The organism is Rhodococcus oxybenzonivorans (assembly GCF_003130705.1).
GTDB lineage: Bacteria > Actinomycetota > Actinomycetes > Mycobacteriales > Mycobacteriaceae > Rhodococcus_F > Rhodococcus_F oxybenzonivorans.
The window spans coordinates 1,312,561-1,332,974 of the sequence record NZ_CP021354.1; the positions used below are offsets into that span (position 1 = coordinate 1,312,561).

A 20,414-nucleotide genomic window follows, 5' to 3' on the forward strand; every position below is an offset into this window, starting at 1 on the left:
GCCCTAGCCGTCTCGGATCGGCACCTGGTGATGAGCTGTGCGTCGTGCACAGTCACCTGTGCGATGTGCTGGGCTGCACTGTGATCCGGGTATATGCCCGGGGTGCGCTGCCTACCACGCAGGAGATGTGGCCGGATTGCCGCCGACCGCGGTGTGTGCCCGCCTCCGAAACGGTTACCTACTGCCCAGCAGAATTCAGTCGAGCAGGTCGACCTCCCAGTTCGATTGCTGCACTCGAAGATCGACTTCCCGGATCTGCCGTGCCAGATCGTCGGCAGTACGCCGCAGATCCCGGACCGGCAACGCCGCGACGAAGACAAGTTCCGAGCGTAATTGTCGGCCGTACCGGTCCTGCTCACGACCGGAGGCGGCATCCGCGGCGGCGGACACCACCCGGTGCCGGATGCGCAGCATGTCCCGGCGAGCCAGGGCGTCCGTAATGCTCGCATCACCCAGGGGCGCAGACGTATTGGTTCGATTGATTCTTCGGACGAGGACCTCCAGGCGGTCCAGGACCTCCTCGAGTTCGGCGAGTAGCGCCGCCGCGTCCTCCGCCGGCGACTCGCCCTCTTGATGTCGCGCATTCGTGAGGATGCGCGATTTCAGGTGCTCCACCCGACGCGTCAGATCGCCGCGTTCGGCCAGTGCCGCTGCAAGTTTCATCTCTACCTCCCCACCCTGTTCGATTGGATGTTCCCCCCGCCGACGCGAGTGTGCGCCAACGATTTCGAGCGTCGACGGACACGCAGGGCGGAGGGGTCACGACATCGGAGGGGTGCCGATCGAAGGGTGGGGAGCGGATCTCGGTGGGCGCTCATGCGCCTTTCGTCGAGTCGCGATTCAGCATCCTCAACAACTACCACATCCCGGCGCTCGGCGCGAGCATCAATGTCCACGGTGGGCGGTGGCGACTATCGTTGAGGTATGCGAGCGGAAGACGGCGAATTGACCTCCAAGCACCAACCGTTGCTGGTCTTGAGCAAGATCACGGAGATTCTCGATGCGTTCAGCCTGTCGCGTCCGTCGATGACGCTGGGCGAGATCCAGCAGGCGACGGGTCTGCCGACGTCGACGGTCCAACGGCTGGTCAGCAACCTGGTGGCGCAGGAATTTCTCGACCGGTCCGGCGATCAGATCCGGATCGGCGTGAAGATGGCGTTCTGGGCTGCGACGGCCACCAAGGGACTCGACGTGCTGGCTGTCGTCACGCCGGTGCTGAAGGAGATCCGCGACGCCACCGGCGAGACCGCCAGCTTCTTCCGGGTCGAGCAGGGTTACCGCGTGTGCGTGGCCATCGCGGAGACCGAGCACGCGCTGCGCCGGAACATGTACGTCGGAAAGATCGTCCCCTTGCCCGCGGGCTCGGCGGGCCGGGTGTTGCTCGCCTGGAACCCGGAACTCACCGAACAGGTCCTCGCCGGCCCCATCGAGCCGATGACCGAGGGCACCGTCACCGACACCGCGGTGCTGCGTGAACTGATCCACCAGGCCCGGGCCGACGGGTACGCCATCACCGCCGGGGAGCGGGAAGACAGCGCGTCGGGATTGGCTGCGCCCGTGTTCGATTCGTCCGCCGACGTGATCGGTGCCCTCGCGATCAGCGGGCCAACACTCCGCATGCCGCGCGAGCAGTGCGAGAAGTGGGTGGATCTGCTCGTCGGCAGCGCCGAGAAGGTCACCCGGACGCTGGGTGGTCGCTACCCGTCATGAGTTGCGCCGCGATCGTGCGGCCGGCTTCGTGCATGGCCACGGTGTCCGTGGCGACGAAAACGCCGGCGAACCTGGACCCGTAATCGCCGAGATCGTCGCCCACGGAGCCGACGACGGCGTACACCGGGGTGGTGCCCGCGCGGGCGAGGATCGCGGAGATGATCTTGCCCGCTTTCGTCTGTCCGTCGAGCCTGCCCTCGCCCACCACGATCGCCGACGCGTCCGCGGCGAGGGCGTCGAAACCGGTCACATCGAGGACGTACTCGGCGCCGGAGCGGAGTTCGGCGCCGTACCGTGCCCACATGCCGCCGGAGAACCCGCCTGCCGCGCCGGTGCCGTCGACTTCGGACGGGTCGCGGGGCAGAGCCCGCGCCTTCGCCTCGAGTCGCCGCGTGAGCAGTTGCACAGCTTCCGCGTCGGCACCCTTCTGCGGTCCGAACACCCTGGCGGCGTCGATGTACCGGGTGGTGACGTCGGTCAGCACGGTGACGGAAGCGCCCCGGAACCCGCCGCCTGCCTCGATGGCGGCGATGGCGCCGGTGCCCCCGTCCGTGGTGGCGGAACCGCCGGCCGCGATGACGATGTGCCGGGCACCGCGCCGGGCTGCGTCGGCGACGAGCATCCCGGTGCCGTAGGTGGTGGCGGTGATCGGGTCGCGGGGACCGTCGTGCGGTGTGGTGATCCCGGAGGCTGCGGCGATCTCGATGACCGCCGTCCCGTTTTCGGACAGTCCGTACGTCGGCCGGCACGGACTACCCCAGGGGTTGCGGGCGCGGGCGACGACCGGGCGCAGTCCGAGGGGGACCGCGAGAACGTCGAGGGTGCCCTCGCCGCCGTCGGCGACCGGCAGCCGGATCGCGGTACCGCCGAATGACTCGACCCCGCCGGCGACGGCGTCGGCGACCTCGCCTGCGGTATAGGTGCCCTTGAAACTGTCGGGGGCAATCAAAACCGTCATGGGTTCCACGCTTCCGGGTTGACCGGATGTGGGGGAATCCGGTTCTGCGCCATGGCCACAGCGTTCTCCGCGCACAGCCTCGCCATCTCGGCGCGCACCGACACCGTGGCACTGCCGAGGTGGGGGAGCAGCACCGTGTTCGACTGTTCCGCGAGTCCCGGGGCGAGCGTGGGTTCGTCCTCGTACACGTCGAGCCCGGCGCCGGCGATCTCCCCGGATTTCAGGGCGGCGACGAGGGCGGCTTCGTCGACGACGGGACCGCGGGCCGTGTTGATCAGGATCGCGGAGGGTTTCATCGCCGTCAGCACGCCCGTATCGACCAGGTGGCGGGTTTGCGCGGTGAGGGGCACGTGCAGCGACAGGTAGTCGCTGGTGGCGATGAGGGTGTCCCAGTCGGTGTGGGTGACGAGTCCGGCGAACTCCCCGAGTTCCTCGTCCGTCACCGGCCGGTCGCCGGGAGGCCGGGGGCAGAACTGCACCTGCATCCCGAAGGCCAGTGCCCTTTTCGCGGTCGCCCGCGCGATCCGCCCGAACCCGGCGAGACCGAGCGTGCGCCCCGAAACATCTTGACCGAGAAGCAGGTTCGGCTCCCATCCGGTGAACTTTCCGGCGCGGACGAACGTGTCGGCCTCCACGGCGCGGCGGGCGGTGGCCATAATCAGCAGCATCGCGACGTCGGCGGTGGCGTCGGTGAGCACACCGGGTGTGTTGCCGACGAGGATCGAGTTCGCGGTGGCCGCCCCGATGTCGACGTTGTTGAACCCGACCGCGTAGTTGGAGATACCGCGGATCTTCGCGGCGGCCAGGAGGTCGGCGTCGAAGGAGTCGCGCAGCTGGGACACCACCACGTCGTAGTCCCCGGACACGCACGCGTCCCGTAGTTGCGCGGCGCCGGGTAACGCGTCGGGGACGTGGACGCTGCCCGCGGCGCGCAGCAGCGTGAGACCGGGTTCGGGAATCGGGGTGGTGACGTAGAAGCGGGCGCCGCTCATCGGCCGCCGCCGACGACCCACTCGAATGCGGTGGCGTTGGAGCGTGCGCCCTGGACGGCCTTGGATCGATTGGCCTCACCGAGTTCCGCGAGCGTCTTCTCGGACAGTTCCACCAGCGAACCGAAAACGGTGGGATTCAGCCAGTTTGGGCGGGTGGCGAACAGCAGGTCCTCGCTGGCGGTGTTGCCGCTGGCACCGGGCGCGAACGGGCAGCCGCCGAGTCCGCCGAGGGCGCCGTCGACGGTCATCGCGCCGGCCGCGACCGCGGCAAGGCTGTTCGCGACCCCCAGACCCCAGGTGTCGTGGCCGTGGAAGACGATTCCGCGCTGCGGGGTTTCCAGCCGGACCCGGGAGACGAGCGAGTACACCTCGGCGGGGACGGCCTGGCCGAGGGTGTCGCAGACGACGACGTCGACGGCGCCGTGGGCGCGCGGGTCGTTGGCGATGTCGATCACCCGCTGCTCGGGCACCCGGCCCTCGAACGGGCAGGTGAACGACGTCGCAATGCACAGTTGGATGCTGCCGCCGACCTGCTGGGCGAGTTCGATCGCCGCCGGCATCGCGGCGAGGCTGTCGTCGGTCGAACGTCCGATGTTCGCCTGGTTGTGGGAATCGGAGGCGGAGAAGCAGTACTGGAAATGGCGTGCACCGGCCGCGGCGGCCTTCTCCACGTGCCGGGGCGTCGCCACCCACACCCAGCAGTGGTCCAGTTCCTCCGGAGTCAGTTCCGAGATCACCTCGACGGTATTCGCCATCGGCGGGACGAGGTCGGGACGGGCCATCGACCCGATCTCGAGCGCGGGCACGCCGAGTTCGAGGAGCCGGCGGGCGATCTCGAGCTTCCGGGCGGTGGGCAGCATCTTGCCCGTCAACTGCAACCCGTCGCGCAGGGTGACGTCGCGGAGCAGGGTGCGTGATTCGAAGGACTGCGTCATGAGAGGCCACCTACTGTGTCGTTGACGATGGAGTCGATCTGTTCGGGGGTCTTGCCGAGCAATGTTTCCAGGACCTCCCGGGTGTGCTCGCCGAGGTCCGGTCCGACGGTGCGGATGGGCAGCGACGTGCCGCCGATCACCGGGACGATGCCGGGGAAACCGACCTGCTTCGGCTCGGCCTCACCGGTGTCGACGGTGAACTGCTGAATCATGTTGCGGGCGGCATACTGCTCGTCGCTGCAGATGTCGGCGGCGGTGTTGATCGGACCCGACGGCACCCCGGCGGTGTCGAGGATCTTCAGCGCCTCCTCGCGGGAATACTGCGCGGTCCATTCGCCGATCGCTGCGTCGAGTTCGTCGCGTCGCTCCCAGCGGCCCGCGTTGGTCTGCAGACCCGGGTCGGCGCCGAGGTCGGGTCGGCCGATCGTGTCCATGTAGCGCTGGAAGATGGCGTCGCCGTTGCCCGCGATGATGATGCTGTTGCCGTCGTTGCAGAGGTACGCGTTCGACGGGGCGATGCCTTCCATCCGTCCGCCGACACGTTCACGTTTGACGCCGTACGCGAGGTAGTCGGGGATCAGCGACTCCATCATCGACAGGATCGATTCGTTGAGCGCGACGTCGATGATCCGATGCGGCAGGGACGGGCCCTGCGTTCCGGCGACTTTCGCAGTCTCCCGCTGGAACAGGGCCATCACCGCCCCGAACGCCGCGTAAAGGCCGGCGATCGAGTCGCCAATCGACACCCCGACCCGTACCGGTGGCCGGTCCGGGTCGCCGACGAGTTCACGGAATCCGCCCGCGGCCTCCGCGACCGCGGCGAACCCCGGCCGCTGTGACATCGGCCCGGTCTGCCCGAACGCCGAGATGCGGGTGATCACCAGGTCCGGGTTGGCCGCGTTCAACGCATCCGGTCCGATGCCCCACTTCTCGAGGGTGCCGGGCCGGAAGTTCTCGAGCAGGATGTCGCACTTGGCGGCGAGGTCGAGGACGAGCTGCCTACCTTCCTCGCTCCGCAGGTCCAGCACGATCGACTTCTTGTTGCGGTTGATCGTGCGGTACAGCATCGACGTGTCGCCGGAGTAGAGGCGCCAGTTGCGCAGTTCGTCACCAGTTTTCGGACGCTCAACCTTGATCACCTCGGCCCCGAAGTCGGCGAGCATGCGTCCCGCGGTCGGGGCGGCGATGTAGTTACCCAGCTCGAGTACCCGTACGCCGTCGAGGGGGCGGATCGTGTTTTCAGACATGATGTTCCTTCAGGGGTGCGAGGGGCGGTCAGAAGAACAGGCTCATCGGAAGAATGAGCAGGATGGCGACCACCGACGCCACCGATACTCCTACGGAGCACGTCTTCAGCGTGCCACGTGTGGTCTGTCCCATGAGGGATTGCAGGAGCCAGAAGGTGTTGCTGGTGACGTGCACGGCGAACAGTGAACCGGCACCGGCCGCCAGCGCGATCAGGACGGGATCGAGGCCGATGATCGGTGCGACGGGGGCGAGGACGCCGGCGGCGGTAATCGCGGAGATCGTCACCGAGCCGACCGCAATATGCAGGGCGGCGGCCATCACCCACACCATGAGCAGCGGGGCGGCGTGGTTGGCGGCGAAGTACTGACCGAGGATGTCCCCAAGTCCGACGGCCGCGATAGTGGCGGCAAGCGAGCCACCGACTCCGGTGAGAATCAGGATCTGGCCGCTTTCGCTGAAACCGCTGGCGATTGCCTTCTGCACGCGATGCTGGCCGATGGTGAGCCGTCCGATGAAACTGGTGCCGATCAGACCGATCAACAAAGCGATGAGCGGTTCGGACACGAAGTCGATAACCGGATTGCTGACGTCGGCGATATCCAGAATGGCGCCGGTAGCGATGAGAAGAAGTGACACGAGCAGCGGAGCGAGCAGGACGATGAGCCGGCCCTCGTGCCGGGTCACGACATCATTGTCCGTGGTCGGGCGCAGGCTGGTGCTGGTGCGCTCGGCCTGGGCGACGCTGCGACCGGGCACGGGCCGCGGGCTCGAGGCACCTACGCCGCCATCGGGAGTCGCGTCCTCGTCCTCGTCGTCCACCACTGTCTGATGGAAGTGCTCCTCGTCCTTCTCCGGGTTCCACCAACCGTGGGTGAACAGGAACGACATGATCGCCACCGAGATCGCCACTGTCGGGATCACCAGGATCAACCCGAAGATCAGCATCTTGCCGAGCGGCACACCGAGAAGTCCGGCGAGCGCCAGCGCGCCCACACCCGGGACCATGAGCACGATGCCGCACTCGAGCCCGATCGCCAGCGCAGTGGCCATCCGCGCGGTGCCCATCCGGCCGATCTTCGGGGCGAGGTTACGTGCGAGCGGTGCGGATATGACCAGCAGTACGTCGAGGAAAATTGACTGAAGCAACGTCGCGATGGTCAGCGACAGCGCGTAGGGCATCCGTTTGGGGCCGAATACCCGCAGCAGCGTTCCCACCAGACGTTGGATCGCACCCATTTCCCGCAGCATGGCGCCCATCAGGACGCCGAAGGAAATCAGCAAGCCCACTTCGGCCATGATGTCGCCGAAACCGGTGGCGATCGTCTCCACCGTCTTCGCCGTTCCGAGCCCGGAAGTAAGGCCGAGATAGGCGGATCCCACGACCAGCGACACCACCGGGTTGAACTTGAAACGCACGATCATCAGCACCACGGCCGACACGGCGATCGCAGTGTTGATCAGGATTGCGAGGTCTGACATTGACGCGTCCTAACGAGGAGGCGGATAGTGACTACAGTCACAAGGTCACCCATATTATGAACACAGACTCACGATATAAGCAACGAGGCCGGAGGCGCCTAGGGGTGGGTGTGGCGCCGATCGGGGTCGGCCGCTACTGTGGGCGCCATGCAGCGCGTGTATTTCTGGTTTAGCAGGCCGGCCCCGGGTGGGTCGGTCGGCGTAACCACGCGCTGATCACTTCCACCCCAGAGCCGGATTACAGACCGGCTCGCGGGATTCTTCACAGTCTTCGAGGGTCGGCCTGAGAACAGGAACCCCACCCCATGACTGTCACTCTCGACACCGCGTCCCACGCTGATCGCCTCGACGACCAGCGCACAGTGAGCATCAGCCCCCTGGTGGCCCCCTCTGTCGTGCGCCGTGAATTCGCGCCCGACGATGTCGCGGCTGCGACTGTGCGTAGCGGCCGCGCCGACACGGTCAACGTGCTGAACGGCGACGACGACCGTCTTCTCGTCGTGGTCGGCCCGTGCTCGGTGCACGATCCGGCGGCTGCGATGGACTACGCGCGCCGACTCGCCGCGAAGGCGGAGGAACTCCGGGACGATCTGCACATCGTCATGCGTGTCTACTTCGAGAAGCCGCGCACGACCCTGGGATGGAAGGGCCTGCTCAACGACCCGCATCTGGACGGCACCTTCGACATCGACACCGGTCTGAGGATGGGGCGGAAACTGCTGCTCGACGTGTCCTCGCTCGGGCTTCCCGTCGGTTGCGAATTCCTCGACCCGATCATGCCCCAGTACATTGCCGACCTGGTCACCTACGGCGCAATCGGTGCGCGCACCGCCGCCAGCCAGGTGCATCGACAGCTCTGCAGCGCGCTGTCGATGCCGGTAGGTATCAAGAACTCCACGGAGGGTGACGTGCAGGTGGCGGTCGACGGAACGAGGGCCGCGGCGGCGAGTCATGTGTTCCCCGGGACGGATCTGGGCGGTCAGGCCGCTCTGATCCGGACGATGGGCAACCCCGACTGCCATGTGATCTTGCGCGGCGGAACCGACGGACCCAACTACGACTCGGAGACGGTGTCCGACACACTCGCCCGGCTGCGGAAGTCGGGACTGTCCGAGCGGGTCGTGATCGATGCGAGCCACGGCAACAGCAGCAAGAATCACGAAAAGCAGGTGGAGGTGGTCGGCGACATCGCGGCGCGGCTCGAGGCGGGCGAGCGCGGCGTCGTCGGCGTCATGATCGAGAGCTTCATCGAGGCCGGCCGTCAGGACCTCACCCTGGGCCGCGCCGAGGACCTCACCTACGGGCTGTCCATCACCGACGCCTGCATCGACTGGGACACCACCGCCGCGCAGCTCGACCGGTTGGCGCAGGCGGTCGCGGCCCGGCGGGGGTGAGCGATCATCGGACTCCTCGCGTGCGGAACTGGACGCTGATGCGTGGCCCCACCGGGCGGCTGCTCTTCGGTACGCAATGCTCCCAGGTGCGTTGGCAAGATCCACCCATCACCAGTAGGTCGCCGTGCCCGAGCGAGTACCGGATCGACTGCCCTCCACCGCGCGGCCGCAGCAACAGCGGTCGCGCGGTGCCGAGGGAGAGGATGGCCACCAACGTGTCCTCGGTGCGGCTACGGCCGGTGTCGTCGCCGTGCCAGGCCACGCTGTCGGAGCCGCCCCTGTAGAAGCAGAGGCCCGAGGTCACGAACTTTTCTCCCAGTTCAGGCAGGTAATGCGTGCTCAACGCCTCGCGCGCCGCGACCAGGAGCGGATCGGGAAGCGGCTCGTTCTCCCCGTAGAAGCGGACGAGACGCGGAACGTCGACCACGCGGTCGTACATCTGTCTGCGCTCTGCCCGCCACGGAACGGTGTCGACGAGCTCGGTGAACAGCTCGTCGGAGCCCGTCATCCAGCCGGGGCGCACGTCGACCCACGCGCCGGCAGTGAGGGTCCGGCGAGTGACCGTCGATCCGAGTTCGCCCAGTTCGACACCTCCCGACGCGTCGTCGAACAGCGAAGCCTGGAGCGCGTACCGCGCATCCGCGGAAGTCATGCGGTCATACTACCTCGAGATTCGAACGTATGTTCCCCTCATTCTCGGGCGTAGTGATCACCGCTCAGACGCACCCGATTTCTGTAGCTGCACTACTTTTCGGGCCCTAAAAGAAGTGCGGCTGCGAAGAAGCGGTGCGTCTGTGTACAAGAGCGCGGCACCGGTCCACCGAGGCCGGACTGGACGGTGACGGCGAGTGACGTTGGTGGGATCGTCACGACCATGATCGATTCGACGGCAATACTCGGGGTGGCGGCGATCGCGCTCGGATTGGTACTGACGCCGGGACCCAACATGCTGTACTTGGTCTCGCGCAGCATCACTCAGGGCCGAGGAGCAGGTTTGATATCGCTGGGCGGAGTCGCGATCGGATTCTTGGTGTATCTGGCAGCGACGACGCTCGGGATTTCGGCGGTATTCTCTGCGGTTCCGCAGGCATACACGGCATTGAAACTGGCAGGTGCGTGTTACCTCGGCTGGCTGGCGTGGCAGGCGCTCCGGCCGGGCTCGGGTACACCGTTCGCCCCGAGGCAGACTCTGCCGCGCGATTCGCCGGCCCGTCTGTTCACGATGGGACTCACTACGAACTTGCTCAATCCCAAAATCGCGGTGATGTACCTGGCGTTGATTCCGCAGTTCGTCGACTCCGACTCCGGACCGGTGTGGTCGCAAAGTCTGCTGCTGGGAAGTGTCCAGATTGTCGTCGCTGTGGTCGTCAATGCCGCAATCGTCTGCCTTGCAGCGTCTGTCGCCGGCTTCCTTCAGGGACGGCCACGGTGGATCCGCGCTCAGAAACTCATGATGGGCAGTGTGCTGGGTGGGCTCGCGGTACATCTTGCGTTCGATCGGGGTCGCCCCACGGTGGTCTGACGTCCGTCGTACAACTCCCGCGGCGTCGTACTCGCTTCAACCTGTCGGTACCTCGCTATACCGTCGGAACATGGGATACGAATTTCAGGTCACCGTCGATTCGGAGAACCCTCACAGCCTCGCGAAGTGGTGGGCGCAGACGCTCGGTTGGGAGGTGGAGCCGAGCAATGAGGAATTCATCCGCGGACTGGTGCAGGCCGGTCACGCGAAAGAATCCGACACCATGATCTTCGAAGGTGTTCTCGTCTGGCGGGAGGGTGCCGCCATTCGGGATCCGGCACATTCGGAGCGGCCACGGGTGCTGTTCCAACTCGTTCCCGAGTCGAAGACGGTGAAGAACCGCCTGCATCTCGACCTGCGGGTGGGAGACGGGCGAGAAGACCTCGCCAGGGAACTCGAGGAATCCGGCGCGAAGGTGCTCCACCGGGGACGGCAGGGTCCGAACGAGTGGATCACCATGGCCGATCCGGAGGGCAACGAGTTCTGCCTCGCCTGACCGAGCAGGCCGGGGACGCAATGGGCCGAAAACGCAGTGGGCCGAAAATGCAGTAGCCGAGGTCAGCGGTACGCGCTGGGAGTGGTGCCGGTCCACCGCTTGAAGGCGCGGCGGAATGCGCTGGGCTCGGAGAATCCCAGGCGTGCGGATAAATCGTCGACCGTCTCACCGCGTCGCAGACCCGCGACTGCGGCGTCGCGCAGAATCTCCTCGCGGAGCTGGTTGAGCGAGGTGCCCTCCTGCCGCAGTAGTCGCCGTAGGTGGGGCACGCTGATCGACAGCATCTCCGCGATCTCCTCGGCGGTGGACGTGCGGCCCTTCATGCCCAATTCCAGCACCCGCCGCACCTGGGATGACGCCGTGCTGTCGTAGTCGCGCTCGGACATCAGCAACGTCGGCGATTCGCGGAGGTACTCCTCGAGCGTGTCCTCGGTCTGGATGATCGGCAGCCGCAGCACTGCATTGTCGAATTCGATTGCGGGAATGGCGCAGTCGAACGTGACGGGGACACCGAAGATGTGGTCGTAGTTTTCGGCGAGGCGTGGAAGCGGTGCGGGGTACGGCATGTCGACGGCGAGCAACCGGACGCGCTTACCCACCAGCCACGCTGCGAACCGGTGCAGGAGAATGAGGAGGAAGTCGGTGGTGACACGCTCCGCCTCGAGCGACAACTGTGCGTCCTCGGCCGACTGGACCTTCGCGCCGGGACGGATATCGAGCGTCATGCGCGTTCCGCCGTGGTTGCCGGGGACGATGTGGAGAGCGGGAAGTGAGGGCAGCGCCCGGAGAATGTCTGCCATCCGCTCGAGCGCGGCAGAGAGGTCGGCGGTGTGGATCAACGCCAGACACACCAGCCGAAAGGTGCCGCGCGGCACCGGAGCCGGTCCGAGACCGAACAGTTCGTCGCCCGTGATCTGCCAGACCGCTTGCGTGAACGCGGTGACCTGGGTCGGTGTGAGCCTGGCCAATGGGTCCTGCAGCGATGTCGTCTTGATCCCTGCGACGGATAATGCGGGGGAGAGGTCGACGCCACTGCGAGCCGACAGTTCCAGCGATCGCCGGACGAAGTCGGCGGGGATGGTGCGAGCAGTCACGAGCCAGGCTTTCCGAGAGCCCGCAATCGCCGTGCGGCCTCGGCGAGCACGTGGTCCTGTTTGCAGAAGGCGAAGCGAACCAAAGGCTTCCACTGCTCGGGGTGGTCGGTGAACACGCTGACCGGAACACCGGCGACACCGATCCGCGCCGGAAGATCGCGACAGAACTCGATACCGTCGTGCTCGCCGATCCCCGTGATGTCGGCGCAGAGGTAGTACGTGCCCCCGCCGGAACGGACTTCGAGGCCGGCCGCCACGAGAGCGTCGTAAAGAACGTCCCGCTTCGTTTGCAAGCTGTCGCGTAGTTGTGTCACCCACTGTTGTTCGTGCGTCAGCGCGTGAGCCACCGCCGGCTGGAACGGGCCGCCGCCCACGAACGACATGTACTGCTTCGCGGTGCGCACGGCGTCGATGAGTTCGGCGGGTCCGCATGCCCAGCCGATCTTCCAACCGGTGACGTTGAACGTCTTGGCGGCACTCGACACGCTGACCGTGCGTTCGTACATCCCGGGGAGGGTGGCGACGGCGGTATGGGTCCGGCCGTCGAAGACCAGGTGTTCGTAGACCTCGTCACTGAGGACCAGCAGGTCGTGCTCGCAGGCCAGGCGAGCGATAGCCTCGAGTTCCTCGCGGGTGAACACCGTGCCGGTGGGATTGTGCGGTGTGTTGAGCACCAGCATCCGGGTCTTGCTCGTGACTGTATCGCGGAGTCCGTCGAGGTCGACGGCAAAGCTTTCGCCCGCGGGGACGAGGGGCACGGTGCGGCGCACCGCGCCCGCCAGTGCGACGGAGGCCGCATAGGAGTCGTAGTACGGCTCGATCAACACCACCTCCTCGCCGGGCTCCACGAGACCGAGAATTGCCGCGCTGATCGCTTCCGTCGCGCCAACGGTGATCAGCACCTCCGAGTCCGGGTCGTGGTCGAGGCCATAGCGAGCCAGCCGGTCGGCGGCCACCGCACGCCGCAACACGGGCATTCCGGGCCCGGGTGGGTACTGGTTGAGGCCGTCGGCGATGGCCGCTCGCGCGGTGTCGAGCATCGACGACGGCCCGTCGGTATCGGGGAAACCCTGGCCGAGGTTGATGGCGCCGTGTTCCACCGCGAGGGCGGTCATCTCGGCGAAGATGGTCGACGCGAACGGCTGCAGTCGCGAGACGGTTCGATTACGCGGCGTAGCCGACAGGCGATTGCGCGGCGTTTCGGGCATTACTGCAGCGTAGTCGGTGTGCCACCGAACCTCGCACACGGCCGTGTCACGTTCTGCAGGGCTGTCTCGTCTTCTCTGTAGACGGCGCGCGAAGGGCGCCCGGTGACGATGGAGGACACAATGCCCCGCATTCCCGCAGTGGCCCCGGCTGACGCGAGCCCGTTGGTCAAGGTCGCGTACAAATTCGCTGCCCACAAGTTCGACGAGGTCCCGGAGCCGTTCACCGTGCTCGCCCACCACCGCAAACTCTTCGTCGCCTCGGCCCGGCACGAGCTGGCGGTGCAGAAGGCGTCGACCGTGCTTCCGGCCAGTGTTCGGGAGCTGGCCGTGTACCGCGTCGCCTGGACGATCGGCTGCTCATGGTGCGTGGACTTCGGGACGATGCTGCAACGCCTCGACGGGCTGGACACGGCGAGGCTCGAAGACATCGGCAACTACGCCGACTCCCCGGCGTACAGCGAGGACGAACGTGCGGCCATCGCCTATGCCGACGCGATGACTGCGACGCCCACGACGGTCACGGACGAACAGGTGGCCGACCTCGAACGCCGTTTCGGCAGGGACGGTGTCGTCGAACTGTCGTATCAGATCGGAATCGAAAACATGCGGGCCCGGATGTATTCGGCACTGGGCATCACCGAACAGGGTTTCAGCACCGATTCGTGTCGGGTGCCGTGGGCCTCGAACGACGCCCAGGTCACGAAGGGTGGTCGGGAAGCCTGATCCCGAGGAGCTTCTCCGGATTCGCGATGTCGTAGGCGGCGTAGACGAGTCCGTCCCGGACGGTGAACCCACCCACTCGCGGAGGCGAGCTGCGGTGGGTCCCGCCGCCGGCGATCCCGGCGCTGAAGAAGCCGAGCTGACCGTTGACCATGACCGGCTGCATGGTGGTGAAGGCGGCGGCGCCGTACTTTCGGATGAGGCCGAGATAGAAGCGAGCGAACTTGTCCGCTCCCCGGATGACGTTGACGGCGGTACTGGTTGTGCCGTTGGCGTCGCCGATGACGAGGGCGTCGGGGTGCAGTGCCGACACCACCGCATCGATGTCGCCGGAGGCGAGGGCTCCGAGAAGTCGCTGCACCGCGCGGGAATGCTCCTCGTCCGGGACCGCGGGAGTGGTTGCTGCCGCGGCCTTACGGGCGCGGGACGCGAGCTGCCGCGCCGCCGGGACCGCGATCCCCAGCAGGTCTGCCACCTCATCGAATGGCACCCCGAACCCGTCGTGGAGCACGAAGGCGACGCGTTGCTGCGGAGTGAGCGTGTCGAGCACGATCAACGCCGCCAGCCGGTTGTCTTCCTCCTGTACGACCGCTTCGAGCGGATCCGGCTCCGCAGACGGTCCCAGCCCGGTGACTATGGGTTCTGGAAGCCACTGCCCGACATACTGTTCCCGCCGCACGGCGGCCGATCGCAGCCGATCGAGGCAGATTCTGCCGACCACGGTGGTCAGCCAGCTCCGGAGGTCCCGTATGCCGGTGGCATTCTCTTCGTCGAGTCGCAGCCACGACTCCTGCACGGCATCCTCGGCGTCGCTGACACTGCCGGTCAGCCGATAAGCCACCGACAACAGATGCCGACGATGGCCCTCGAATTCGTCTACCAGCGTCGCTGACGGCATGCCGACATCGTACGTCCGATCCAGACATAAAATCCGTGGTGCGCGTAACCGTTGACCCTGGTGGGGGCACCGGACGTACTGTGGGACAACCACACGACGTCAGGGAGTTCCGCCATGTTCCAGTGTTGTAGCTGTCGCAGCTGACCTGGCTTTTCTGCACCCCTTCTCTTCGCAGGCACTACTCGATCCAGCGGGACCGTCCCGGTCTCCGGTCGAACGGTGCGCATCACCCGACCCGCCACCCTTTCCGTGTGCGGGCATCACCCTGAGGAAGATCCCGATGCTTCATCCACGTCTGGCGCGGACTCTGGCCGCCGCGGCCGCCCTGCTCACCTTCGCCGGCCTCACCGTCGCCTGCTCGAGCGACAAGACCGTCACGACCGCCGACGGTAAGACCGTCCTGCGCTACGAGGGAACCACCGGCCAGGTCTCCTTCTCGGAATTGGCGGCCGACCTGGGTTACTACCAGAAGGTCGAGCTGAACTGGATCGGCGACAGCACCAGTGGGCCCCAGAGCATCCAGAACGCCGCAACGGGACAGACCGATTTCGGTGGGGCGTTCAACGGGGCGGTACTGAAGCTGGCCGCCGCGGATTCACCCGTCACCTCGGTCGTCGGTTACTACGGCTCCGACAAAGAGACGTTCAACGGATACTACGTGCTCGAGGACAGCCCGATTCGCACCGCCCGAGATCTCATCGGCAAGAAAGTCGGGATGAATACCCTCGGCGCGCACCACGAATTTCTGGTCCGTGAATGGCTGGCGCGAGAAGGGCTCACTCCGGACGAGATCAAGCAGGTGGAGCTCACTGTCGTACCCCCGGTGAACACCGAACAGGCACTGCGACAGGGACAGATCGATGTCGGCACACTCGGGAGCGTGTTCCGCGACAAGGCCGTGGAGAAGGGCGGCATCCGCGCGCTGTTCACCGACGAGTCGATCTTCGGTTCGTTCACGTACGGCTCGCTGCTGTTCCGCAACGACTTCATCGCAAAGAACCAGGAGGCAGTGGCCGACTTCGTGCAGGGCACGGCCCGGGCGATCCGCTGGACGCAGACCACGCCCCGCGATCAGGTGATCGCGAAGTACAAGGAGATCATCACCGAGCGCGGACGCAACGAGAACACCGACCTCGTCGACTACTGGAGGTCGCCCGGTGTCGCCGGCCCCGGTGGAGTGATCACCGACAAGGAAATCCAGACCTGGATCGACTGGCTCGTGCGTAATGGAGAACTCGAGGACGGCAAGCTCACGCCGGCCGATGTGTACACGAACGAGTACAACCCCTACGCCAACGGCACGTATCCGGCGGACAGCGGTCCGGACGGGCAGGCCCTGGCCACGAAATGACAGTACCGAGCAGAACTGACGGAGAAGTATCGGAAGGACAGACATGAGCACGACCGCTTCGGACCGAGGTCAGGTCACACCCCCCAAACTCCGCCTCGAACACGTCACCAAACAATTCGACGTGCGTGGGACGAAGGACAAGTTCACCGCGATCGCAGACATCGCCATCGACCTCGCCGCCGGTGAGTTCCTCGTCCTCGTCGGACCCAGCGGTTGCGGAAAGTCGACGCTGCTGGACCTTCTCGGAGGTTTGAGCACACCGACCTCGGGCCGCATTCTCCTCGACGGAAAGCCGGTGACGGGGCCGGGACTCGACAGAGGCATCGTCTTCCAGCAGTACGCGCTTCTCCCATGGCGCACCGCGCGGCACAACATCGAGTTCGGGTTGGAAGCCAAGGGGCTGCCCAAGAAGGAGCGCCGAAGCCTCGCCGAGCACTACCTCGAGTTGGTGGGCTTGCACGGCTTCGGTGACCGGTATCCGCACGAACTGTCCGGTGGGATGAAGCAGCGTGTCGCAATTGCCCGCAGCCTGGCCTTCGATCCCGAAGTGCTACTGATGGACGAGCCGTTCGCCGCCCTCGACGCGCAGACCCGCGAATCACTCCAGGACGAACTGCTGCGCATCTGGAAGGCAACGGGAAAAACCATCCTGTTCATCACCCACGGCATCGACGAGGCCATCTACCTCGGGCAGCGGGTTGCGGTGTTGACCTCGCGACCCGGACGGGTGAAGACGTTCGTCGACATCGACATCGACCGCAGCGGTGAGGACGTCCGATCCAACGAGCAGTTCCGGCAGTACCGGCACAAGATCTGGACGCTGTTGCACGGTGAAGTGGAGCGAGCACAGGTAATCGAGAAGGAGGAGGCTCATGTCTAGCGCACTTGCCACACCGACAGATCTCGACGAGGCACCTGTCGTCGCCGATCCACTGCAGACCCGCGCAACGTCGCCCGCACCGGAGGTCCGGCCGGCGGCACCCAACGCCGCGAAGCGCGCCGGCGCGGTCGTGGGACCGGTCGCCTGGCGAATCCTCAAGCCTTCCATCGCGATCGTCGCGTTTCTCGCGCTGTGGGAGTTGGCGCCCCGAATCGGGTTGGTGGACGAGGTGTTTCTGCCACCGTTCAGTACGGTGGTCGAAGCCTTTCTCGACCTGGCCGCCAGCGGTGAACTGTGGCAGCACGTGTCGGCGAGTCTCTCGCGGGCTCTGATCGGCTTCTTCGTGGCAGTCGCGATCGCGATCCCGCTGGGTATCGCGATCGCCTGGTACCGGCCGGTGTCGGACTTCCTGAACCCCATTCTCGAACTCTTCCGCAACACGGCCGCGCTGGCCCTGCTACCCGTCTTCATCCTGATCCTCGGCATCGGTGAGGAGTCGAAGATCGCGCTGGTGATCTACGCCTGCACCTTCCCCATTCTCCTCAACACGATTTCCGGTGTGCGCACCGTCGATCCGCTGTTGATCAAATCGGCTTCGTCGCTGGGATTGTCGCCGGTGCGCCTGTTCCAGAAGGTGGTGCTGCCCGCCGCTGTTCCCACCATCTTCACCGGTATCCGCATGGCGGCGGCATCCTCCATTCTCGTGCTGATCGCGGCTGAAATGGTGGGCGCCAAGGCCGGGCTCGGCTATCTGATCACCGCCTCCCAGTTCAACTTCCAGATCCCCAACATGTACGCGGGCATCGTCGCGATCTCTGTTCTCGGGCTGTCCCTCAACGCGATTCTCGTGTTGATCGAACGCAGGTTGTCGCGCTGGCGGGTCTGATCGGCCTGCTGCTCATCTCGTAGAAAAGAAACTCGATGTCACAAGGTTCCCAGCACTTCCATCTCAATGCCTTTCTCATGGGCGTGGGTCACCACGAGGCGGCGTGGCGGCATCCACGCACGGAGGCCCACCGGGTTCTGGACGTGAAGCACTTCCAGGAACTCGGGCGGATCGCGGAACGCGGCAAACTCGACTCCGTGTTCTTCGCCGACACCCTGGCAATCGGTCCGCGGCTCGAGCACAACACGCAGGCGATCTTCGAACCCGTCACGCTGCTGTCGGCCATCGCCGTCGCCACCGAACACGTGGGACTGATCGCCACGGCGTCGACGAGTTACGGCGACCCCTACAGCTTGGCGCGGAAGTTCACCTCTCTCGACCACATCAGCGGTGGCCGGGCGGGGTGGAACATCGTGACCTCGGCGGGCGCGGACGAGGCGGCGAACTTCGGCGTCGACGGGATCCCGGCGCACAGCGGAAGATACGAACGCGCAGCGGAATTCGTCGACGTGGCACTTGCGCTGTGGGACAGCTGGGAAGACGACGCCGTGGTGCTCGACCCGGACACCGGCCTGTTCGCCGACCCGGCAAAGGTCCACACGATCGACCACGATGGACCCCGCTTCCAGGTCAAGGGGCCGCTGAACTCCCCACGATCGGCGCAGGGGCGACCACTGCTGGTACAGGCCGGTTCTTCGGAGAGCGGTAAAGAGTTCGCCGCCCGGCACGCAGAGGCGGTCTTCACTGCGCAACGCACCCTCGCGCAAGGGCAGGAGTTCTACCGGGACCTGAAGGCGGGGGTGGTGAAGTACGGCCGCAATGCCGGCGATCTGAAGGTGCTGCCGGGTATCGTCCCGTTCATCGCAGACACCCAGGAGGAGGCGGAGGCGCTCGAACGGTCCTTCACCGACCTGATTTCACCCGCGTACTCGCTGCGTCAGCTGTCCACGATGCTCGGCGTCGACCTCACCGAGCATTCCCTCGACGCCCCGCTCCCACCCTTGCCACCGCTCAACGAGATTCAGGGGAACAAGAGCCGGTACCAGCTGGTCAAGGATCTTGCCGAAGACGGCTCGCTCACCGTGCGGCAACTGATCGGACTCCTCGGCGGCGGGCGTGGACACCGCACATTCGCCGGAACCCCCGAGCAGGTGGCGGACGAGTTGCAGATCTGGTTCGAACAGGGTGCGGCGGACGGCTTCAACATCATGCCGCCGTACTTGCCGGGAGGTCTCGACGACTTCGTCGATCAGGTGGTTCCCATTCTCCAGGACCGCGGACTGTTTCGCACCGAGTACACCTCGACGACGTTGCGCGGTCACTATGGACTGGGCGAGGTCGGCAACCGGTTCGCACCCGGTGACGCGCTGGGCGGTGCCATCGGCGAAGCGAGCGCATGAGCGGTCCGACCGGCCTCAAACCCTTTGTCACCACGGTCTTCGTCCCGGCCGCAATCTTCGGGATCGGCCAGGGCGCCGCGGCGCCGGTCATGGCCCTCACTGCACGCGATCTAGGTGCGTCGGTGGCGGTGGCGGGGCTGATCGTGGCGGTCGTCGGGCTCGGCGCCGTGCTCGGTGATCTGCCGGCCGGGCGGATCGTAGCCAGGTTCGGCGAGCGGCGGTCGATCATCGGGGGCAGCTCGGCCGTCGCCCTCGGCGTCCTGATCTGCTTGTTTGCGCCGACGCCGGGAGTTCTGGGTCTCGGCGCCCTGCTGACCGGGCTCGCCAACGCAGTATGGGGCCTGGCCCGGCAGAGCTATCTGGCCGAGGCCGTGCCGCTCGGGCTGAGGGCACGTGCCATGTCGTCGTTTGCGGCGATGTGGCGGCTCGGCTTCTTCGTCGGCCCGCTTCTCGGTGCCGCCGTGATCCTCGTCGTCGGCACGCGCGGCGGGTTCGTCGTCCAACTTGTCGGTGTCGTGTTGTCGGGGTGGCTGATGTCCCGCGTCCCCGATCCACCGAGTCGCACGGATGGCCCGTTGAAGTCGCATGCCACGCTGCCCTCGATTCTGCGGGGGCACCGAAAGCTGTTGTCCACCCTTGGCGCCGGCTCGCTGCTGATGGGTGCGGGGCGAGCGTCTCGGGAAGCGGTGCTGCCGCTGTGGGCCGCCCACCTGGGACTCGACGCCGCCCAGGTGAGCCTGGTGTTCGGTGCCGGAGCGGCCGTCGACCTGCTGTGTTCGTATCCGGCCGGCCACTTCATGGACCGGTACGGCCGGAGATTCATCGCCGTACCCTCCCTGCTGGTGATCGGGGTGTCGTACCTGGCGTTGCCGTTCTCACACGATCTGGTGTCGATCGGTGCGGTCGCCGTCCTCATGGGGATCGGCAACGGACTCGGCAACGGCGTCATCATGACGCTCGGGGCCGACATCGCCCCACCCGCGATCCGCGCCGAATTCCTCGCCGCCTGGCGACTGACCCACGACACCGGTATGTTCGCCGGGCCGTTGGGGGTGGGTGCGCTGGCCGCGGTGGTCCCGCTCGGGTTCGCCGTCGGTGCGATCGGCGGGGCTGCGCTGGTCGGTGCGAGCCTGCTGTTTCGCTTCATTCCCGTGTACTCGCCGTGGCCGCCTCGACCGAGCCGCGATCCGGGCTCCGTCGCCCTCGAGAAACAAGGGACCTAGGACTCGGCCGGGCTCGGTGA

Annotated in this window: 20 protein-coding genes; 10 read left to right on the forward strand and 10 right to left on the reverse strand. The window is 66.2% G+C overall.

Annotated features, from left to right (window positions below; genetic code table 11):
- Positions 1–195: 195 nt before the first annotated feature.
- Positions 196–663, reverse strand: a complete 468-nt coding sequence (locus CBI38_RS06300) for a DIP1984 family protein (RefSeq protein WP_109327322.1) — start codon at positions 661–663, stop codon at positions 196–198.
- A 261-nt stretch (positions 664–924) separates the two neighbouring features.
- On the opposite strand from CBI38_RS06300, the gene CBI38_RS06310 reads away from it, so the two are divergent.
- On the forward strand, positions 925–1,710 hold the full coding sequence (locus tag CBI38_RS06310) for an IclR family transcriptional regulator (protein ID WP_109327326.1): 786 nt from the start codon (positions 925–927) through the stop codon (positions 1,708–1,710).
- On the opposite strand, the gene CBI38_RS06315 is transcribed toward CBI38_RS06310, so the two are convergent.
- The 5 genes from CBI38_RS06315 to CBI38_RS06335 are packed head-to-tail and all read right to left on the reverse strand — an operon-like array spanning position 1,676 to position 7,322.
- Entirely contained in the window at positions 1,676–2,668 is a 993-nt protein-coding gene (locus CBI38_RS06315) for a glycerate kinase (protein WP_109327328.1), read from the reverse strand. The genes CBI38_RS06310 and CBI38_RS06315 overlap by 35 nt on opposite strands.
- The gene (locus tag CBI38_RS06320; protein ID WP_109327330.1) at positions 2,665–3,660 is read right to left on the reverse strand and encodes a 2-hydroxyacid dehydrogenase; all 996 of its coding nucleotides are present in this window, start codon (positions 3,658–3,660) and stop codon (positions 2,665–2,667) included. Before CBI38_RS06320 ends, CBI38_RS06315 begins: the two co-directional genes overlap by 4 nt.
- Positions 3,657–4,595, reverse strand: coding sequence for a hydroxymethylglutaryl-CoA lyase (locus CBI38_RS06325; protein ID WP_109327332.1), 939 nt, complete (start codon positions 4,593–4,595; stop codon positions 3,657–3,659). Before CBI38_RS06325 ends, CBI38_RS06320 begins: the two co-directional genes overlap by 4 nt.
- The gene (locus CBI38_RS06330) at positions 4,592–5,845 is read right to left on the reverse strand and encodes a CaiB/BaiF CoA transferase family protein (RefSeq protein ID WP_162603311.1); all 1,254 of its coding nucleotides are present in this window, start codon (positions 5,843–5,845) and stop codon (positions 4,592–4,594) included. The genes CBI38_RS06325 and CBI38_RS06330 overlap by 4 nt, the downstream gene beginning before the upstream one ends.
- Positions 5,846–5,870: 25 nt before the next feature.
- Positions 5,871–7,322 (reverse strand): GntP family permease, encoded by a 1,452-nt coding sequence (locus CBI38_RS06335; RefSeq protein WP_109327336.1) that lies wholly within the window; start codon positions 7,320–7,322, stop codon positions 5,871–5,873.
- A 305-nt stretch (positions 7,323–7,627) separates the two neighbouring features.
- Here CBI38_RS06335 and CBI38_RS06340 point away from each other — a divergent pair, with 305 nt between their 5' ends.
- Positions 7,628–8,716 carry a 3-deoxy-7-phosphoheptulonate synthase gene (locus CBI38_RS06340; protein ID WP_109327338.1) on the forward strand — a complete coding sequence of 363 codons (1,089 nt, stop codon included), beginning with the start codon at positions 7,628–7,630 and terminating at the stop codon, positions 8,714–8,716.
- A 4-nt stretch (positions 8,717–8,720) separates the two neighbouring features.
- On the opposite strand, the gene CBI38_RS06345 is transcribed toward CBI38_RS06340, so the two are convergent.
- Positions 8,721–9,368, reverse strand: coding sequence for an alpha-ketoglutarate-dependent dioxygenase AlkB (locus tag CBI38_RS06345; RefSeq protein WP_109327340.1), 648 nt, complete (start codon positions 9,366–9,368; stop codon positions 8,721–8,723).
- A 222-nt stretch (positions 9,369–9,590) separates the two neighbouring features.
- Between CBI38_RS06345 and CBI38_RS06350 the strand changes: the two genes are divergently transcribed.
- Both CBI38_RS06350 and CBI38_RS06355 read left to right on the forward strand, forming a co-directional pair.
- Positions 9,591–10,238 (forward strand): LysE family translocator, encoded by a 648-nt coding sequence (locus CBI38_RS06350; protein ID WP_109334890.1) that lies wholly within the window; start codon positions 9,591–9,593, stop codon positions 10,236–10,238.
- A 70-nt stretch (positions 10,239–10,308) separates the two neighbouring features.
- Entirely contained in the window at positions 10,309–10,734 is a 426-nt protein-coding gene (locus CBI38_RS06355; RefSeq protein WP_109327342.1) for a VOC family protein, read from the forward strand.
- A gap of 62 nt (positions 10,735–10,796) precedes the next feature.
- Here the strand turns inward: CBI38_RS06355 and CBI38_RS06360 are convergent, their stop codons facing one another.
- Together CBI38_RS06360 and CBI38_RS06365 are read right to left on the reverse strand one after the other, a co-directional pair.
- Positions 10,797–11,828, reverse strand: a complete 1,032-nt coding sequence (locus tag CBI38_RS06360) for an AraC family transcriptional regulator (protein ID WP_109327344.1) — start codon at positions 11,826–11,828, stop codon at positions 10,797–10,799.
- Positions 11,825–13,012, reverse strand: a complete 1,188-nt coding sequence (locus CBI38_RS06365) for a pyridoxal phosphate-dependent aminotransferase (RefSeq protein ID WP_109334891.1) — start codon at positions 13,010–13,012, stop codon at positions 11,825–11,827. The genes CBI38_RS06360 and CBI38_RS06365 overlap by 4 nt, the downstream gene beginning before the upstream one ends.
- Positions 13,013–13,156: 144 nt before the next feature.
- On the opposite strand from CBI38_RS06365, the gene CBI38_RS06370 reads away from it, so the two are divergent.
- Positions 13,157–13,759 carry a carboxymuconolactone decarboxylase family protein gene (locus CBI38_RS06370; RefSeq protein ID WP_109327346.1) on the forward strand — a complete coding sequence of 201 codons (603 nt, stop codon included), beginning with the start codon at positions 13,157–13,159 and terminating at the stop codon, positions 13,757–13,759.
- Here the strand turns inward: CBI38_RS06370 and CBI38_RS06375 are convergent.
- Positions 13,734–14,654, reverse strand: coding sequence for a sigma-70 family RNA polymerase sigma factor (locus CBI38_RS06375; protein ID WP_109327348.1), 921 nt, complete (start codon positions 14,652–14,654; stop codon positions 13,734–13,736). The two genes, CBI38_RS06370 and CBI38_RS06375, sit on opposite strands and share 26 nt — an antisense overlap.
- A 280-nt stretch (positions 14,655–14,934) precedes the next feature.
- Between CBI38_RS06375 and CBI38_RS06380 the strand changes: the two genes are divergently transcribed.
- From CBI38_RS06380 to CBI38_RS06400, 5 genes are read left to right on the forward strand one after another with little or no spacing between them, the layout of a single operon-like run.
- Positions 14,935–16,005, forward strand: coding sequence for an ABC transporter substrate-binding protein (locus CBI38_RS06380; protein WP_109327350.1), 1,071 nt, complete (start codon positions 14,935–14,937; stop codon positions 16,003–16,005).
- 43 nt (positions 16,006–16,048) lie between these two features.
- Positions 16,049–16,885 carry an ABC transporter ATP-binding protein gene (locus CBI38_RS06385; RefSeq protein ID WP_109327352.1) on the forward strand — a complete coding sequence of 279 codons (837 nt, stop codon included), beginning with the start codon at positions 16,049–16,051 and terminating at the stop codon, positions 16,883–16,885.
- Positions 16,878–17,771 (forward strand): ABC transporter permease, encoded by an 894-nt coding sequence (locus tag CBI38_RS06390; protein WP_109327353.1) that lies wholly within the window; start codon positions 16,878–16,880, stop codon positions 17,769–17,771. Before CBI38_RS06385 ends, CBI38_RS06390 begins: the two co-directional genes overlap by 8 nt.
- A 35-nt stretch (positions 17,772–17,806) precedes the next feature.
- Entirely contained in the window at positions 17,807–19,171 is a 1,365-nt protein-coding gene (locus CBI38_RS06395) for an LLM class flavin-dependent oxidoreductase (RefSeq protein ID WP_109327355.1), read from the forward strand.
- Positions 19,168–20,394, forward strand: a complete 1,227-nt coding sequence (locus tag CBI38_RS06400; protein ID WP_109327357.1) for an MFS transporter — start codon at positions 19,168–19,170, stop codon at positions 20,392–20,394. The genes CBI38_RS06395 and CBI38_RS06400 overlap by 4 nt, the downstream gene beginning before the upstream one ends.
- Positions 20,395–20,414 lie beyond the last annotated feature (20 nt).